Origin of the sequence: Gordonia effusa NBRC 100432 (assembly GCF_000241305.1) — a bacterium.
GTDB classification, from domain to species: domain Bacteria; phylum Actinomycetota; class Actinomycetes; order Mycobacteriales; family Mycobacteriaceae; genus Gordonia; species Gordonia effusa.
Genome location: NZ_BAEH01000059.1, coordinates 24,251 through 40,375, shown reverse-complemented (window position 1 = coordinate 40,375; position 16,125 = coordinate 24,251). Strand labels below are relative to the sequence as shown.

The window sequence follows — 16,125 nt, the reverse complement described above, 5'->3', positions numbered from 1 at the left end:
CTTGAGTTCGAGGTACGGCGGTGACGCTAAGTACGATTGCGTCTGATTGGCGAGTCATTCGGTAACGACCTTTAATGATCGGTACTTCGGTCGGGAAACCCGCGGGAACCTTCCACGATCCTAACGGCGGAGGTTCTGGGGTAGTCACCGGTGGATAACTCGTCGTGCTGGCCGCTCCGCCGGTGAGTGAATCGACACTGCACGCAGTCGTGCACAGGACCGAAAGCACAACAAAGACCGCTGCGGCAACGGCTCGTCGCGGTGGCGTCATAACAATTCTCCGACCCCCGTCGTCGATATCCGACGGCGTATTGCGATTGCAGTGGAATCTACCGCATCTGGCAATAGGGGATGTCGAGCGTTTGACTTAATCTGTGGACCAGTCGCGAGTCCTACACGAAGGCGCCGAGGGCGAAATGCCCTCGGCGCCTTGACGTTTGCTTAGATCCAGTGCTTACCGCAGATATCCCGGAACTCGTGAGATGGGGGCGAAGATGGTGGTAGATCCGGAGCCGCCCGACAAGATGCCGACAATCCTGCCGGAGCTGTTGCGAATCGGACCGCCGCTGTCGCCCTGAGCGGACCGCAAGGTTGCGGAAATGCTGTAGCCGTCATGAAGTTTCAGGAACGGGGGAGCGAGGGTGAAACCGTGTGAACCACGCAGAACCGCTCTCGGATTGGTGATCACACCACGCGTGTACCCGGTCGTCACGCCGGACTTGTTGATCCGCTGACCCTTTACGAACCGGCCGGACCAGTCGATGGCGTCGACCTGCGCCCGGGTGCCGCGTGCCAGCGTGATGACTGCGATATCCAGGTGCCGGGTATTGCCGAGGTTGGACGTCACCGTACCGATGCGCTTGCCCTTAGCGGTGTAGACCGCCTTGCCGACGTCGCCGCAGTGGCCGGCGGTGTAGGCGCGCGATGGGGAGACGACAACGCCGAGAGTGCATTTGGCGTCGGTCAAGGGTGTCTCGGGCAGGCGAATTTCCATGCCGGAACGGACCGGCGTCGCGGGCGCGGCCTGCGCGACCGCTACCGGTGCTGTTGCCGCGACCGCGGTTGCAAGTATCGCCGAAGCGAGAAATCTAGCCCTCATCTATGCCCTCCCGAGCGGTAAAGATTCAATTAAGAATCCATAACCTAGCATGACGATCGCGAATATGCGTAGTCACACTGCCGTTCGGTCGGCCGACACCGCCGTGGTGGGCTGCCCGGCGACCAGGTCTTCGAGTGAAAGTCCCCAGCGTCCGAACCTACTGTCGAACCTCGTTGCCCGACGTCGCGCGCGATCCAAGCGGTCCGTGCCGTAGAAGCGTCGGGCCCAGCGCGAACCAGGTCGGGCCAGGCGTATCGCGCCGACTAGTGCGACCAGCGGAACCAGCGTCCCTAACAGTGACGTCGAATATTTGCCCTTTATAACGCACACGACGACGGCTGCCAGCCGCACCGGCAGCCCGACCGTGACAACCAGATGGGCCGGAAGCCAGCCGGTGTCGTCGCCGAAGGGCATATACCCGAGGAGCATGAGTCCGAGGGCGGCCACCGTGAGTGTCACGACCTGAACCGACAGTTGCCCCTCCTGCGTCCAGTAGACGTCGCGCAGATGCAGGATCAGCGCGAATTCGTCAAGAACCAGGGAAGTTCCAATGCCGATCGCGACGGCGGCGATCTCACTGCCCGGCGATGCGCCGTCGAGGGCGACCGACATGATGCCGCCGACGGCCATCAGGACGATCCCGGGCACCGCGTGGTGAATATGGAGTCCGCCGCGCACGTTGTTGCGAAACGGCCCTCGGCCGGCTCGAATCATGCGTGTGATGACCCGGGTGACGATAAAGGTGGTCAGGAAGGCAACGAACAGCAGAAACAAGGGGAACTGTCCGCTGTGGACGAGCTCGGACAACTGCTCCGACATTTAGTCAGCGTAAAGCTAACGGCGGGTCGAGTTGCCCCTAACGCGCAAGACCCCGGTATCCACAGGGGATACCGGGGTCCAGGTGCGCGTGTCTTACAGGTTGGCGCCGCAGACGGGCCATGCGCCGGCGCCCTGGGTGGCCAGGACATTCTCGGCGACGCGGATCTGCTCTTCGCGGCTGGCGTTAGCCGCGCTCCCGGTGCCGCCATTGGCTTCCCAGGTGGACTGGCTGAACTGCAAGCCGCCGTAGTAGCCGTTGCCGGTGTTGGTCGACCAGTTGCCGCCACTCTCACACTGAGCGACTGCGTCCCAGTTGTGGCCGGCGGCCGATGCGGTACCGGCCAGCATGGTCAGCGGGGCAATGGCGAGAGCACCAGTGACGCCGGCACGAACTGCGAGTTTCTTGAGGCTCATATGAATGAGTCACCTTCCGTATCTGTCATCGCCGGTAGGACAGGTAGTGGCGATGAACTTTTGGACCGGAATGGACCCTACAAAATCAATTCATATCCGTCATGTTGTGTTTGTGATTACTGAGGCGCTGAATCACGAAATGATAACTATCGATTATTCGGTGAATTCGCAGCGCATACCGCCTAATTGCCTGTGAATTCTCTGGGTGGTGTTTACCTGCTAAAAGTGGCGTATCACACACGATGTTTGTGGTGTGGGCCACATAGAAACCACTCTTATCGGGCACCAGCAGGTAGTCCCAGCATCGACGTCAGGGCGCCGCCGACGATCGGTCCGAGTCCGCGGAATGATTCGGCGGTGAGCAATGAACTCGGTAGCGTCGCGACGTCGCATCCCGACGGTGTAGCCGCACCGGGAGTTAGCCGCGAGTTGATCCAGTCGAATGCGGCGCTGGCGCCGGTCATTAACACGATGCCGTGTGTCGAAGAGATTTGTGGAATCGGATTGGGCGGAAGTTGTTCGCGGCGATAGGTCACCGCGGCGCCGCCTTTGCAGTAGCTGCGGACCAGCTTGTCGGTCCCGCTGATCGGTGCGACCTCCTCGGAGATGCCGTTATAGATATAAGTCGGCACCTTGGGGGCGCGGCCGGTGATGCCTCGCGCGGCGATGGCGCGTTTGATCACCGGATCGGCCAACACGACGTCGACCGGTTTGGTCAGGTACCGCCGGTAGTCGAACCACAGGTTCGCGACGACGTTCTGGCCAACGCAGTGACTGGCGGTCGTAGCGACGATCTGTCGTCCTTGCGGTGTCATATACCTATTGAGCGCACTGCGGAACGCCGACGAATCCTTGCCGATCGCACCCAGCGCGATGGGGATTAGCCCAGCGAGCGGGGTGAAGTTCACTGACTTGAGCGATGCCGCGAGGTCGCGCTCCGGCGCGCCGAATGCCGCGCCCTTGATGTTGAGCTCAGGTGCGTAGGTCGGCTGTTCTTCGACGGCCCAACTGCTGGCGATGGCGCCGCCCGAATAGCCCCAGAGCGCCGTTGGCGTCTTCTTTGGCAATTGTTCGGGCTTGAAGTTCTGCACCGCGCGAATACCGTCGAGGACGGCGTACCCGGGCTGTCGGGGGGTGAGGAAGCGGTCTTCGATGCCGCCGTGATCAGGCATGGCAACCGCCCACCCCTTGGTGAGCCCCGCCGAGGCGAGGAGAACTTCGGCTCCCGGATTGGTGAGAGTGATCGGACCGGCCGGTGTCGAGAAGTCGATCGGCGCGCCGTGCGTCAGGCTGTATGACGGCCCGCAGACGCGCAGCGTCGAATCGGTCGCCGCCTGAAATGACAGCAGCGGGCGCTTGTGCGCAGCGCCCTCGGGGATCATCAGAGTGGTTACCGCGACGTCGGGTTTACCGGCGGCGTCGGCGGTGCGATAGAGCAGTTGCCAGGCTTGCACGCGAACCGGAAAGAGTTGCAGCGCACGGATATTGACTCGACGACTGCGCAATACCTCACCGGGCGCCGCAGCGGCGACTTTCGCCGGGACGTCGTAGAAGGCATCGCGGGGAGGTGTGGGTTGTGCCGCCGCGCTACCCGCTGTCGCGGTCAGGGCCGACGCCGCGGCGGCGGTGATCACCGCCGCGACGACGAGGCGTTTCGACAAGCGCCTGATGTGGTAACCCATGTTGGACGAACGACCCATAGTGACAGAACATACATTGTCGGCGCCGCTGTATGGCGGAACTCTGAAACTTTAGTGTTTCACTAGCCGAGGATGCCCGGGCGTAGCAATGTTTGCATGGTGTCGAGTAACTCGGACCTCGTGATCGACGGATCATTCGCGCGCTCGACGACGGCGGCGTTGACCGCCCCGATATACGCGACCCATCCGAGCCGTCCGGTGTGCGACACCGGCAGACCGTGTGCCTCGGCGTCGAGGATGACGCCCTGCAATAGTTCGGTCCACTGCTGACGCTGCTCATGGCGGTGAGCCTCGAACGCGGATGACACCCCGACGACCTCGATGAACGCGACCCGCGTGATTCGAGGGTCGCTTTCGTATACGGAGACGAACGCTCCGACGGCGGCACGCAGCACCGTTTCCAGATCGGCGTGATTGCCGAGGGCGATGGTGACCGCTTCGGAGACCGCCGTCATCGACCGTCCCTGGATTGAGTCGTAGAGGTCTCGCAGGAGATGTTCCCGGTCGGAGAACTCTTGATAGAACTGCCTCGTCGACAGCCCGGCTGCCTTGCAGATCGCCGGGACGGGCGTCGCCGCGTAACCGTTGGTGCCGAACAATTCCAATGCCGCATCACGGAATCGGAGGCGACGAGAGCGTCGACGTTCATCGACGCTCTCGCCCCCGTACGTGCGTGACTCGCCCTCCATCACGCTAACGGTAGTCGCTGACTATTTTCCGCGCCCGATCGCAGCGCCGAACAGCCCGGCCAGATCTGTTCCGATGACATTCGAGAACGTCGGCCACCACTTGGCATTGGTCGCCATGGTGAGCTGATCGGTTGTGCGGCAGCCTTTTTGGGCTGGCTTTCCGTCGAGGCGATCGCGAAGCCACAGGAGTGCGAGCGGCGCGCCCGATACCTCGGCGATGATGTGCTCGGACAGATGATCGCGGGTGTAGGCGACCTGTGCCTTCGGATCTCGGCAGTATTTGGCGACCAAGGTATTGACCTGCCCGACCGGAATGATCTCGTCGAGCGCGGAGTTCCACATGTACATCGGCATCGACGGAGTCGACTTACCCATCCGGGTGTCATCGAACACCTTCTTGACGGCCGGGGCGTTGAGCGGGTCGCCCGGCCAGTTGAGGAAGCCGGTGATGTTCAGGAAGGGCAGGAGTGAGCTGGTGTACTGCACGCACAGCGGCTCTTTTACCGCCATCAGAGCCTTGCCTGCCGGATTCATCTGGCGGTCGAGGAATCGTTTGAAGTCCGGGTATTCCTTACTCAGGCCCAGCACGGCACCCATCACCAAGCCACTGGTGACATTATTCTGAGCTGCCTTCAGGACCACCTTGAGGTCGGCCGGGATGCCTCCCTCGGCGGCTCCGACGATATTGAGTTCTGGCGCGTAGGAAGCCTTGAGTTCGGCCGCGTGACCGGTGACGATCGCCCCGCCGGAGTATCCGTACATCCCTATCGGTGATGAATCGGTGATCCCGATGGGAGAGAAGTTCTTGGCGGCACGCAGACCGTCGAGCGTGATGCGGGCGCCCAGCGGGCCGGCGGCGTAGGCGTTATTCGGGCCCTGGTGGTCTGGTATGGAGAGGGCCCAGCCCTGAGCGAGCATGCCCTGCGCGATAAGCATCTCGGCGGGAACCACGATCTGTCCGGCGAAAGAACTCACCGCCCACTGTTGCACCGTGTACGACGGTGAGCAGTATCCGGCGGTGGAGTCCTCGGCCAACTGCACCGACACCACCTTGCGTGGGCCTTTGGTGCCGCCGCGCGGCTTGAGGAGTGTAGTTACGGCGGCGATCGGGTTGTCGTGGCTGTCGGTCGAGCGGTAGGACACCTGCCAGCCGTCGACGTTGAGGGGGATCACGCCGAAGGTCGCGACGTTGATCCGCCGCGCCGCCAAGATCTGTCCCGGCTGCGCGGCCGCCACCTTTGCCTTCGACGGGTTGTAGAACGCCCTGTCGAGTTCCGGCGGCAGGGGGACGGCGGGTGCGGGGGTGACCTGCACGGTGCTCGGCTTCGGCGCCGATGTCGTTGTCGGCGCGGCGATGGCGGGCGCGGTGCCCAGGCTGATGGCAGCGGCCATCGTGATGGCAAAGACGGCAAGGATGCGGGCTCTCAAAGTTTTCCCCAACTCTAAGTGTGAAACGTTGATGTTTCACTTTGACGCAACCTACCGTACTGTGTCACGCAACACAACAGCCCTACCGACGTGATGTCGGTAGGGCTGTCGTCGGATTGTGCGGCTGGCTACTTCAGCTCGGCGCTGCTCTTGTTCAGCACGCGTCGTGCGATAACCAGATTCTGGATCTGTTGCGTGCCTTCGAAGATGTCGAGGATCTTCGAGTCGCGTGCCCACTTCTCCAGAAGAAGACGTTCGGAGTAGCCGAGCGTGCCGACCAATTCAACCGTCTTGTTCGTGATGTCGGTGACGGTGCGTCCGGCCTTGGCCTTCGACATCGATGCCTCAGTGGAGTTCGGCTGCTTGTTGTCAGCCATCCAGGCGGCCCGCATCGTATGCAAATACGAAGCCTCCCAATCACTTTCGAGGCGAATAAACTCGGCTGCCGCAGCGTGCTGATCGGCTGCCGGACGGTCGTAATCGATCTCGATGCCCTCGTCCTCGAGGATGCGACGCAGTTCTTCGAGGGCCGCGCGCGCGACACCGACAGCCATGCCGGCCACCATCGGGCGGGTGTTGTCGAAGGTCTGCATGACCCCGCCGAAACCCTTTTTGGTATCTACTTCCGGCGAACCGAGTAGATGCGACTTGGGGATGCGGCAGTCTTCGAAGCGGATGACCGCGGTGTCGGAGACGCGGATGCCCAACTTGTGTTCCAGGCGCACGATGGTGACTCCGGGATGCTCACGCGGCACCACGAAACTCTTGATCGCCGCGCGACCGGCACTCTTGTCCACGCTGGCCCACACGACGATGTGGGTCGCGCGCGAACCGGCGGTGACGAAGATCTTCTCGCCGTTGATGACGTAATCGTCGCCGTCGAGTGTCGCCGTGGCGGTGACCGCGGCCGAGTCGGAACCGAAGCTTGGCTCGGTGATGGCCATCGCGGCCCACACCTTGCCGAAGTCCTTGAGCTGGTCGTCGGTTGCCACGGCTGCGATCGCCGCGTTGCCCAGTCCCTGGTAGGGGATGGTGAGCATCAGCCCGACGTCGCCCCAGGAGGTCTCCAGAGCGTTGAGCACCGACTGCATATTGCCGCCGTTTTGGACCGTGCCCTCGGCCTTGGCCGGTTGTTTCTTCTCCTGGCTGCGACCGCCATCAGCGCCCGCACCCGCCGCACCGGCGGCGGAAAGACCGTCGTAGAGGCTGGCGAGGGTGTCGAGCTCGATCGGGTACGCGTGCTCGCGCAGGTCGTATTTCCGCGAGATGGGCCGGAAGATCTGCGCCGCGGCCTGATGGGCCTGATCGATGGTGGTGTCGAGTTTGCGTGGCAGTTCGAGGTTGATTGCCATAGTTGTTCTCTCCCCAGTACTTTCGCGGGTCCCTAGAGGACCACGATGCCTTCGCCGATGCCGGCGCCACGCAGGTCGCGGTACCAACGCTCAACCGGGTGTTCCTTGGTGAAACCGTGGCCGCCGAGCAACTGCACGCCGTCGAGGCCGATCTGCAGACCCTTGTCGATGGTGAGCTTGCGGGCCAGCGCGGCCTCGCGAGCGAACGACAGGCCCTGCTCGGCGCGAGCGGCGCCGCGCAGCGTGACCAGGCGGATCGAGTCCACCTCGGTGGCGATATTGGCAACCATGAAGGCAACCGCCTGGCGGTTGGCGATCGGCTCACCGAATGCCTCACGCTCGTTGACATAAGGAATCACGTAATCGAGCACGGCGCGGGCGGTGCCCATCGCCAGCGCCGACCAACCCAGGCGCGAGAGCCGCACGACGTCGCGATATGCCGCGAACGCCTCGTCACCTTCGGCCTCACCCAACAGTGCGCCAGCCGGAACCGCGACATCCTGCAGCAGCAACCGGCCCATTCCGGCGGCACGCACACCCATGCCGGGATCGGCTTCGACGATCAGTCCCTTGGTGTCGGATTCGACGATGAACAGCGCCGGCCGACCGTCGAGCTGTGCGCCGACGATGAACAGCTCGGCCGAACCGGCTGCCGGGACAAAGGACTTCACGCCGTTGAGGCGGTAGCCACTGGGCACGCGAGTTGCCTTGGTGGACAAGCTAAACGCGTCGAAGAGCGGCTTAGGCTCAGCGATCACGACGGCCGACTGCGGCACATTCTCTCCCGCGAAGTCGGGCAGGTAGGTGCGCTGTTGGGTGTCGGAACCGAAGTTGGTGAGGGTGGTGGCGACACCGCTCGGCGCGAGCAGCGGAAGTGCCAGTCCCATATCGCCGTAGGCCATCGCCTCGGCGACCAGCGCGTTGGTCACGATGCCGCGTTCACTCGCCGCGCCGTCGAATTCCTCGGGCACGTTGATCATGGTGATGCCCAGCTCGGCCGACCGCTTGAGGATGTCCTCGGGCGCGGTGGCCGCGGTGTCGGCGTCGTAAGCAACCGGACGCAGGATCTCGGTGCTGAACTCCTTGACGGTGTCAGCGATCATCTGCTGCTCGTCGTCGGGGGTGAGGTTGAAGTAGTCCTTCGGCGTCGTCGGCAGACGCTTGGCCTTGCCATCGCCGCCCTGCACGGCCTTGAATGCGCGGTTCGCGGCGCCAAGTGTCTGGAACCCCGTCTTGGTGCCCTCGTAGGCGATCCGGTTAATGGGTTCGCGCAGCTTGTACTTGTCGACGAAATCCGACCCGGTCACGGTGGATAGCACACGCATGGCCGCGCCGATTGCGGAGCGCTTGCGCGGGTTTTTGCCGACCGCTGAGGTGTCGTTGGGCTCGGTGGAGGTTGTCATTGTCACCAACTGCTTCTCGATGTGGGTGGATATGGTTGGCTGGCGTTTGCACCAGCGAAGACGGAGTTCTTACTCCCTAGTAAGTACCAACCTTACTACTCAGTAAGGAAGATGTCACGTGTGGCCCGATAGATTGGTCTCATGCATCCCGATCAACCCCCGCTCGTCCCGGCGGAGCGTTCCGCGTGGGTATCGGCGCTGCCCGCGGTAGCGGTGTTCGGTGCGGGAGCCGCGATCTTCGGCATCGCAGGTGCGTGGTCGCCCGCCGGCGTTACCTCTGGACCGAGTATGTGCCCGTTCCGCGAGATGACCGGGTGGCCGTGTCCGGCATGTGGTCTGACCCGCAGTTTTGTGATGCTTGCGCACGGCGACGTATCGCAGGCGTTTTCGTTCAACTTCTTTGGCCCGATCTTCTTTGTCGTCGGTGTGGTGGCCGTGGTGGTCGCCGGTTGGTCCCTGGTGGCGCGGCGTCCGGCGGTTCTCAGCAGATTCGGGTCGTGGCTGGCCAAACCGGCGACAATGGTGGTCCTGGGACTCTGGATGGCCTATGGAGTCGTGCGGATCATCGACACGATTCGTGGCACCATGTGGTTCCCGACGATCACTTAGGTGCCAGTGCCGCCAGTTCCTCTTGTGCGGCCGCGAGTTCTCGACTCAACTCGTCAACCCGGCGCTGCGCCTCATCTCTAGCGGCATTGAGCACCGACGATGCTGCGTCTAATGCGGCGGCGTCATCGAGTTCATGTAAAGCTGCCTCCACCGAATCCGGTGTGATGGTTCGGGATCGAGTGGGTTTGCGTCCACCGCGCGTGACCGATACCGACCACGCGTTGTCGGGCGAACCGAAAATCGTCACGGTGACCGCAGCCGGTGGCTTCTTTCCGCCGGTGCGGCGTGCGGACTTCGAGGGCGATGCGGGTTTTGCTGGTGCGGCAGGTTTCGGCGATGTCGCGGTCGGTGTGGCTGGCTTTGTGGGCGTTGTCGCCGGGGCCCTTGTTGCCGGGGTTGACGGCGGCCGGACTCGCGGCGTCAATGACGTCTTTGCTTTCGCAGGCTTAGCTGCTTGGGGCGCAACATTTTTGGTCATTCGTAGTTCGTCCGCCTCGTAGGGGAGTGCGTCGTCGACGCCACGCGGCTTGACCGTCACCGTTTCTCCTGACACCGCCAGCACCCGCGCGGACGCGCCCGGCGTCAGGCCCAAACTCGGAGTGCCTTCGCGGAGATACACCAACGGCTGTTTACCTTCGGCGACAGCGGCTGTGAGCGCGGCGAGGTCATCTGGTGTCAGTGACTCCGATCCGGAGCGACGCGGTGGCATGGTGCGGACCTTTCATCGAAGGGGTGTCATATCTACTGTCCCATATGAGACCGACATTGTTCGCACGGTTGTGCGAAGGCGTTCGCGCCGAAGCTACCCCACAGCTGAACTGGGGTCAGCGACAATAATTGTCGCGAACCCGCGAATATCCCGGGGGTATTTCTTCCCACGAGCCGTTCGCGGCTGCAATGATCGATCTATGCGCCTGACTCACTTCGGACATTCCTGCCTGCTCGCCGAATTCGATGACACCAGAATCCTTTTCGACCCGGGGACGCTGTCGTCCGGCTTCGAGGGGGTGACCGGGCTCAACGCCATCCTGATCACTCATCAACACCCCGACCACGCCGACGTCGAGCGGCTGCCCGCGCTGGTCGAGGCAAATCCGGACGCGGTTCGCTACGCCGACCCCCAGACGACCGCGCAGTTGAACGAATCGGGATCGGCAGGACAGTGGACCGCTGCTCATTCCGGAGACGGTTTCGCTGTCGGCTCGGTGACCGTACGCGTGACCGGCGGACGTCACGCGGTGATTCACCCGGCCATTCCGGTCGTCGACAACGCTGCCTACATCGTCGACACTGAATCGAAAGTCGGCGCATTGCTGCACCCCGGCGACTCTTTCTACATACCGTTCGAGAAGATCGACGTCCTCGCCCTGCCCGCCGCCGCGCCGTGGATGAAGCTCAGTGAGTCGGTCGACTATCTGCGCGGCGTCGCGCCGCGGGTCGCGGTGCCGATCCACCAAGCGGTGCTCTCGGCGGCGGGGATCGCGGTGCACAACGCGCGTCTAGACGAAATGAAAGATGCCGCAACACAATTCGTGGTCTTAGAAGAGCGAGTCGCGGCAGAGGTGTAAGGCTGCCTCGGGTGGTCGAGTGCCGTCGCCGAGGTAACAAGGTAGCCCCCCGGGTGGTCGAGTGCCGTCGTCCGAGCTTGCGAGGTCGCCGGTGTATCGAGACTTGGTGAGGTGATCGTCGGCCGTAGCCACGGTGTGCGAAAAGAAACTTCGATGCACTGACGCGCAATTCGGCGGAGTATCGACATGGTCAGGGTGACGAATTGCGATGGCGTCCGTAGCCTCGGGGCGTGTCTGTTTTAGCTTTTCAATTCACGGACACCTCGCGCGACTGGCTGATCGACAAGCCGGTTCACATCGCGGTTTACGTGGTTCTCGCGCTGGTCGTCCGATATGTCCTACACCGCGCCGTTGACCGCGCTACCGGCCCGCGTCACGACAGACGGCGATGGCGACCGAGGCTCCGGCAGCGTGGTGCTGGACCCGGAGTCAGTGTCGACCTCGATGCCGCGGCGTCGGACGACACGGCCCCGACAGGTGGCGCCGTCGGCGCTACGCTGCGCAAGGTTCGCCGCAACCGCACGCCGGACCAAGAGCGCGAGGCGCGTCTTCGTGAAGCGCGCCTGCGCGAACGACGAAACCAGCGGGCCGGCACGATCGGGTCGGTGTTGAAGTCCGCGGTGTCATTCGCCGTACTCATCTGGGTGATTTTGCAAATCCTGGCGATTCTCGGTGTCAATGTCGCACCGTTCATCGCCTCGGCCGGAATCGTCGGCGTAGCACTGGGTTTTGGTGCGCAGAACCTGGTTCGCGATTTCCTGTCGGGGCTGTTCATGCTGTTTGAAGATCAGTATGGCGTTGGCGACGTCGTAGACCTCGGCGACGCCGTCGGCACGGTCGAATCCGTGGGCCTACGGGTCACGACGGTGCGCGATAAGTTTGGCACGCTGTGGTACTGCCGCAATGGCGAGATCCAGCGCGTAGGCAACTGCAGCCAGGATTACGCGGTGGCCTTCCTTCAACTGCCCATTTCTTACACCTCCGACGTCGATGTGGCCTGCCGGGTCGCGTTGGCGACCGCGCGTGCCGCCGTGGACGGCGAGTTGCTGCGCGACGATATCCTCGCCCCGCCGGAGATGTTGGGTGTTGATGATTTGGGACCTGACACGGTCACCCTGCGGTTAACCGTGACGGTGCGGGCCAATACGCAGTGGGCGGTCGAGCGAGAATTGCGACGTCGGATTTGGGCGGCGTTCGAGGAGAACGGAATCTCTGCGCCGTATCCAAATGGGTTGCCGGTCAGCGCTTTACAGAGCATCGGGTCGGCGAGCTAAGTGCTAGTCCCCACCAAGCGCACTGAGAATGTCGTCGTGCAGGAGGCCATTGGTGGCGACAGCGCTCCCGCCGTGGGGGCCGGGATCTCCCGCTAACGAGGTGAATCGTCCGCCGGCCTCGCGGACCAGGATGTCGAGCGCGGCCAGATCCCACAGGGAGACTTCTGGTTCGGCGGCGACATCCACTGCCCCTTCTGCGACGAAGCAGTAATTGAGGAAGTCGCCGTAACCGCGTACCCGCCAAACCGCGTCGGTCAGGTCGATGAACTTGTCGCGTAGGCCGATATCGCGCCAGCCGGACAAACTGGAGAAGGCGAGACTCGCGTCGCCAAGGAAGCCCACCCCCGACGTCGAAATGCGTTGTGGTGCAGCGTCTCCGACTCGGACGAACGCGCCAAGGTCGGCGCCGGCCCACCAGCGGCGGCCCAGTGCTGGCGCCGATACCACCCCGACGACCGGCACGCCGTCGTCGAGCAAAGCGATCAGAGTTGCCCACACCGGAACGCCGCGAACGAAATTCTTGGTGCCGTCGATCGGGTCGACGATCCATTGCCTTCCCTCGAACGACGCCGTGCCGCCGAACTCTTCGCCAAGGACGGCGTCGTCGGGTCGATGCTGCGAGAGTAGTTCGCGCACAAGGGTTTCAGCGGCCAAGTCGGCGTCGGAGACGGGCGTCAGATCCGGTTTGGTGTCCACCCGCAGGTCGATCGACCCGAAACGGGGGAGGGTCAACGCGTCAGCCGCATCGGCGATCGACAACGCGAGTGTGAGGTCATCGGCGACGTCGGAGCGAGTGGCAGAGTCGGACATGACGACTAGGGTAGCGAGCATGTGGATCCAGATCGCGTTCGCAGTCATCCTTGCCGCCGGTGCCGTGGCGCTCATTGTCCAGTTGCAGCGCGGTCGCCGTCCGCGGCAGCTGTCGCCGCAGCAGTCCGCTCAATTCGAGTCCGGCACCCTGACCGTGACCGGGGTCAGCGACCGTCCCGACGACGCCGACTCGAAAGGCGAGGTTTACGCCACTATCTCCGGCACCATCGTCGGGCCGACTATCCCGCCGACCGATGTCTACACCACGACAGTGCTCAACCTCGAGCGAGATCCGTGGCCCCGGCCAGGCGACGACCTTCCGGTGCACTACAAGCCCGGCAAGGTGGACTCCACCTGGCGGATCGGAACGCTGCCACCCGCGTAGGTGCGGCCAGTGGCCGGTACCCTGGTTAACCGTGCATCCCGACGTAATCTCAGATCTCGAGTCCCTGGACACCACCTTGACCACTGTGGAGAAGGTGCTCGATCTGGACGAGCTGGGTCGTCGGATCGACGAGTTAGAGATGCAGGCATCCGATCCCGATCTGTGGAATGACCAGGACCACGCGCAGAAGGTGACGAGCGAGTTGTCGCATGCGCAGAGCGAACTGCGCAAAGTCAGCGAATTACGTCAGCGCCTCGATGACCTGCCGGTTCATTACGAACTCGCCGACGCCGAGGAAGGCGACGACCGCACCGCCGCCATCGCCGACGCAGATGCCGAACGCGCGTCACTGCGCGCCGACATCGAGGCGATGGAAGTTAAGACGATGCTCGCCGGCGAATACGACCCACGCGACGCCCTGGTCAATATCCGGTCCGGCGCGGGCGGCATCGACGCCGCGGACTGGGCGCAGATGTTGATGCGGATGTACATCCGCTGGGCCGAACAACACGGGTACGGCGTCGAGGTCTACGACACCTCCTACGCCGAAGAGGCTGGCATCAAGAGTGCGACGTTCACCGTGAAGGCTCCGTATATGTACGGCACGCTATCGGTGGAGCAGGGCACTCATCGCCTGGTCAGGATCAGTCCGTTCGACAATCAGGGGCGCCGGCAGACCTCGTTCGCCGAAGTCGAGGTGCTGCCCGTCGTCGACACCACCGACCATATCGACATCAACGAGAACGACCTGCGCGTCGATGTGTACCGGTCGTCGGGCCCGGGCGGGCAGTCGGTCAACACGACCGACTCGGCAGTGCGGCTCACCCATATTCCGACCGGCATCGTGGTGACCTGTCAGAACGAGAAGAGTCAGTTGCAGAACAAGGCAGCCGCGATGCGGGTGTTGCAGGCCAAACTTCTCGAGCGCAAGCGTCAGGAGGAGCGGGCTGAGATGGACGCGCTCAAGGGAGATGGCGGATCGAGCTGGGGTAACCAGATGCGTTCCTATGTGCTGCACCCGTATCAGATGGTGAAAGACCTGCGGACCAACGTCGAGGACAATAATCCGACGAACGTGCTCGACGGCGCGTTGGACAAATTCATCGAGGCCGGCATCCGCTGGCGGATGGCCAATGCCGATGGGTAGCGGCTCAGTGATTGCCACGCAGGATGTGCTGGCGAACCTTTCCGCACCGGCCGGCACCAGCAGGTTGATTCGCTGGTTCGCGACCAATGGCGTCGAGATCGCGTTGTGGGTGTTGGCTGCTGCCATCATCATTCGCTTCGTTAATTGGGCGCTGGCCCGCTATGAGAAGAAGATTGACCGCGAGTTCGACGGCAGCGACCTGATCGTTCGTACCGAGTCGACCAAACACCGTCGTGCGTTACTGCAGGTGCTGGCCTGGACAACGATCGGCATCGTCGTCTTAGTGGCCGGGCTTCAGATTCTGATGTGTTTCGGGCTGCCCGTCACCAGCCTCGTCGGTCCGGGCGCCGTCGTCGGTGCGGCACTCGGCTTCGGTGCCCAGCGGGTGGTGCAAGATCTGCTCGCGGGCTTTTTCATCGTCACCGAGAGGCAGTACGGCTACGGCGACGTGGTGGAACTCGCCTTGACCGGTGGCAGCGTGGCCGAGGGGACCGTCGAGGATGTCAACTTGCGAGTGACCAAGCTACGCACGAGCGACGGCGAAGTAGTTACGGTGCCCAACGGGCAAATCGTGAAATCGACGAATCTGTCGAAGGATTGGGCTCGCGCCGTCGTCGACATTCCCATTCCCGCCGAAGCCGATATTGGTGAGGTCAACGAGATCCTCGCCCGCGTCGGGACAGACTTCTTCAACGATCGGCACATGCACAAACTCTTGCTCGACGCACCCGCACCTCTCGGTGTCACCAACCTCGAACTCGATTCGATGACGGTGCGAATGGTCGCGCGGACGCTACCGGGTAAGCAGTTCGAGATCAGCCGCGCCTTGCGCGCACGGATCATCCGGGCGCTCGCGCGCGCGGGCATCACTATCGCGCCGGGCCGAGATGTGGTGTCGGCATCGACGCCGCCGACCGGACTGGATGTGGAACAAGGACACGGCGATGACTGACGAATCCGATACCCCGCAGAGTGACGCCACCACGCCCCGTCGTCGCGACTACCGCCATATCTATGGCACGCGTATCCGGACCACGACGGCCGCGATGGTTTTAGCGTTCGTGGGGCTACTCGTGCTGTATGGCTCGGCGCTTTCTTACTACGAGACACAGGACGCGGAGAACGCCACCAATCAGGTGCGTCGCCCCGCGGCGACGAGTGTGACGCCCGAGGACACCCAAACGCCGACGCCGACCACATCGACGACGAGATCATCGGAACGGCCGAGTACATCGTCGACCCATTCGACGGGTCAGCGCTCACCGGAGGGTAGTACGGCGACATCGACAACGCCGACAGTGCCGGGTGTCCCCGGTCTTCAGATTCCCACTGAACTGGTCCCACAGACGCAAACCCAGCCCCAAACGCCCCAGTCGCAGGTGCCCACCCGGTAACACGCCGGGGGAGTGGAAGCCTGAGGAGAGTTCT

17 protein-coding genes are annotated in these 16,125 nt (G+C 63.2%); 7 read left to right on the top strand and 10 right to left on the bottom strand.

The genetic code is table 11. The features are described from left to right. Window positions 1-454: 454 nt before the first annotated feature. From GOEFS_RS10815 to GOEFS_RS10780, 8 genes are all read right to left on the bottom strand, one after another. Window positions 455-1,099, bottom strand: a complete 645-nt coding sequence (locus GOEFS_RS10815; protein ID WP_007317943.1) for a trypsin-like serine protease — start codon at window positions 1,097-1,099, stop codon at window positions 455-457. 72 nt (window positions 1,100-1,171) lie between these two features. Further along, a complete protein-coding gene (locus tag GOEFS_RS10810; protein WP_007317942.1) occupies window positions 1,172-1,918 on the bottom strand; it encodes a hypothetical protein in 747 nt (248 codons plus the stop codon). Between the two features lie 93 nt (window positions 1,919-2,011). After that, window positions 2,012-2,332 carry a transglycosylase family protein gene (locus GOEFS_RS10805; protein ID WP_007317941.1) on the bottom strand — a complete coding sequence of 107 codons (321 nt, stop codon included), beginning with the start codon at window positions 2,330-2,332 and terminating at the stop codon, window positions 2,012-2,014. A gap of 275 nt (window positions 2,333-2,607) precedes the next feature. Continuing rightward, window positions 2,608-4,032, bottom strand: a complete 1,425-nt coding sequence (locus GOEFS_RS10800) for a lipase family protein (RefSeq protein WP_007317940.1) — start codon at window positions 4,030-4,032, stop codon at window positions 2,608-2,610. 62 nt (window positions 4,033-4,094) lie between these two features. Next, window positions 4,095-4,721 carry a TetR/AcrR family transcriptional regulator gene (locus GOEFS_RS10795; RefSeq protein WP_040524937.1) on the bottom strand — a complete coding sequence of 209 codons (627 nt, stop codon included), beginning with the start codon at window positions 4,719-4,721 and terminating at the stop codon, window positions 4,095-4,097. A gap of 21 nt (window positions 4,722-4,742) precedes the next feature. After that, entirely contained in the window at window positions 4,743-6,113 is a 1,371-nt protein-coding gene (locus GOEFS_RS10790) for a lipase family protein (protein ID WP_050949873.1), read from the bottom strand. Between the two features lie 164 nt (window positions 6,114-6,277). Then, window positions 6,278-7,501, bottom strand: a complete 1,224-nt coding sequence (locus GOEFS_RS10785) for an acyl-CoA dehydrogenase family protein (RefSeq protein WP_007317937.1) — start codon at window positions 7,499-7,501, stop codon at window positions 6,278-6,280. A 32-nt stretch (window positions 7,502-7,533) separates the two neighbouring features. Continuing rightward, window positions 7,534-8,904, bottom strand: coding sequence for an acyl-CoA dehydrogenase family protein (locus tag GOEFS_RS10780; RefSeq protein WP_007317936.1), 1,371 nt, complete (start codon window positions 8,902-8,904; stop codon window positions 7,534-7,536). A gap of 141 nt (window positions 8,905-9,045) precedes the next feature. Between GOEFS_RS10780 and GOEFS_RS10775 the strand changes: the two genes are divergently transcribed. Next, a complete protein-coding gene (locus tag GOEFS_RS10775) occupies window positions 9,046-9,513 on the top strand; it encodes a DUF2752 domain-containing protein (RefSeq protein ID WP_007317935.1) in 468 nt (155 codons plus the stop codon). On the opposite strand, the gene GOEFS_RS10770 is transcribed toward GOEFS_RS10775, so the two are convergent. After that, the gene (locus GOEFS_RS10770; protein WP_007317934.1) at window positions 9,506-10,222 is read right to left on the bottom strand and encodes a DUF6319 family protein; all 717 of its coding nucleotides are present in this window, start codon (window positions 10,220-10,222) and stop codon (window positions 9,506-9,508) included. The genes GOEFS_RS10775 and GOEFS_RS10770 overlap by 8 nt on opposite strands. A gap of 199 nt (window positions 10,223-10,421) precedes the next feature. On the opposite strand from GOEFS_RS10770, the gene GOEFS_RS10765 reads away from it, so the two are divergent. Then, complete coding sequence (locus tag GOEFS_RS10765) at window positions 10,422-11,081, top strand: MBL fold metallo-hydrolase (RefSeq protein ID WP_007317933.1); 660 nt, start codon at window positions 10,422-10,424, stop codon at window positions 11,079-11,081. A gap of 230 nt (window positions 11,082-11,311) precedes the next feature. After that, window positions 11,312-12,355, top strand: a complete 1,044-nt coding sequence (locus GOEFS_RS10760; RefSeq protein WP_007317932.1) for a mechanosensitive ion channel family protein — start codon at window positions 11,312-11,314, stop codon at window positions 12,353-12,355. Window positions 12,356-12,358: 3 nt separating this feature from the next. Here the strand turns inward: GOEFS_RS10760 and hisN are convergent, their stop codons facing one another. Continuing rightward, entirely contained in the window at window positions 12,359-13,165 is an 807-nt protein-coding gene (gene hisN / locus GOEFS_RS10755) for a histidinol-phosphatase (RefSeq protein ID WP_040524942.1), read from the bottom strand. 19 nt (window positions 13,166-13,184) lie between these two features. On the opposite strand from hisN, the gene GOEFS_RS10750 reads away from it, so the two are divergent. The 4 genes from GOEFS_RS10750 to GOEFS_RS22465 are packed head-to-tail and all read left to right on the top strand — an operon-like array spanning window position 13,185 to window position 16,091. After that, window positions 13,185-13,550 (top strand): hypothetical protein, encoded by a 366-nt coding sequence (locus GOEFS_RS10750; RefSeq protein ID WP_007317930.1) that lies wholly within the window; start codon window positions 13,185-13,187, stop codon window positions 13,548-13,550. A 31-nt stretch (window positions 13,551-13,581) separates the two neighbouring features. Further along, window positions 13,582-14,697 (top strand): peptide chain release factor 2, encoded by a 1,116-nt coding sequence (prfB, locus tag GOEFS_RS10745; protein WP_007317929.1) that lies wholly within the window; start codon window positions 13,582-13,584, stop codon window positions 14,695-14,697. Continuing rightward, the gene (locus GOEFS_RS10740) at window positions 14,684-15,649 is read left to right on the top strand and encodes a mechanosensitive ion channel family protein (protein ID WP_007317928.1); all 966 of its coding nucleotides are present in this window, start codon (window positions 14,684-14,686) and stop codon (window positions 15,647-15,649) included. Before prfB ends, GOEFS_RS10740 begins: the two co-directional genes overlap by 14 nt. Next, window positions 15,642-16,091 (top strand): Rv3103c transmembrane domain-containing protein, encoded by a 450-nt coding sequence (locus tag GOEFS_RS22465; protein WP_007317927.1) that lies wholly within the window; start codon window positions 15,642-15,644, stop codon window positions 16,089-16,091. Before GOEFS_RS10740 ends, GOEFS_RS22465 begins: the two co-directional genes overlap by 8 nt. The last annotated feature ends 34 nt before the right edge of the window (window positions 16,092-16,125 follow it).

Coding starts and splice junctions, on each gene's coding strand:
- GOEFS_RS10815 (WP_007317943.1), bottom strand. CDS start 1,099: ATGAGGGCTAGATTTCTCGCTTCGGCGATACTTGCAACCGCGGTCGCG.
- GOEFS_RS10810 (WP_007317942.1), bottom strand. CDS start 1,918: ATGTCGGAGCAGTTGTCCGAGCTCGTCCACAGCGGACAGTTCCCCTTG.
- GOEFS_RS10805 (WP_007317941.1), bottom strand. CDS start 2,332: ATGAGCCTCAAGAAACTCGCAGTTCGTGCCGGCGTCACTGGTGCTCTC.
- GOEFS_RS10800 (WP_007317940.1), bottom strand. CDS start 4,032: ATGGGTCGTTCGTCCAACATGGGTTACCACATCAGGCGCTTGTCGAAA.
- GOEFS_RS10795 (WP_040524937.1), bottom strand. CDS start 4,721: ATGGAGGGCGAGTCACGCACGTACGGGGGCGAGAGCGTCGATGAACGT.
- GOEFS_RS10790 (WP_050949873.1), bottom strand. CDS start 6,113: ATGGCCGCTGCCATCAGCCTGGGCACCGCGCCCGCCATCGCCGCGCCG.
- GOEFS_RS10785 (WP_007317937.1), bottom strand. CDS start 7,501: ATGGCAATCAACCTCGAACTGCCACGCAAACTCGACACCACCATCGAT.
- GOEFS_RS10780 (WP_007317936.1), bottom strand. CDS start 8,904: ATGACAACCTCCACCGAGCCCAACGACACCTCAGCGGTCGGCAAAAAC.
- GOEFS_RS10775 (WP_007317935.1), top strand. CDS start 9,046: ATGCATCCCGATCAACCCCCGCTCGTCCCGGCGGAGCGTTCCGCGTGG.
- GOEFS_RS10770 (WP_007317934.1), bottom strand. CDS start 10,222: ATGCCACCGCGTCGCTCCGGATCGGAGTCACTGACACCAGATGACCTC.
- GOEFS_RS10765 (WP_007317933.1), top strand. CDS start 10,422: ATGCGCCTGACTCACTTCGGACATTCCTGCCTGCTCGCCGAATTCGAT.
- hisN (WP_040524942.1), bottom strand. CDS start 13,165: ATGTCCGACTCTGCCACTCGCTCCGACGTCGCCGATGACCTCACACTC.
- GOEFS_RS10750 (WP_007317930.1), top strand. CDS start 13,185: ATGTGGATCCAGATCGCGTTCGCAGTCATCCTTGCCGCCGGTGCCGTG.
- GOEFS_RS10740 (WP_007317928.1), top strand. CDS start 14,684: ATGCCGATGGGTAGCGGCTCAGTGATTGCCACGCAGGATGTGCTGGCG.
- GOEFS_RS22465 (WP_007317927.1), top strand. CDS start 15,642: ATGACTGACGAATCCGATACCCCGCAGAGTGACGCCACCACGCCCCGT.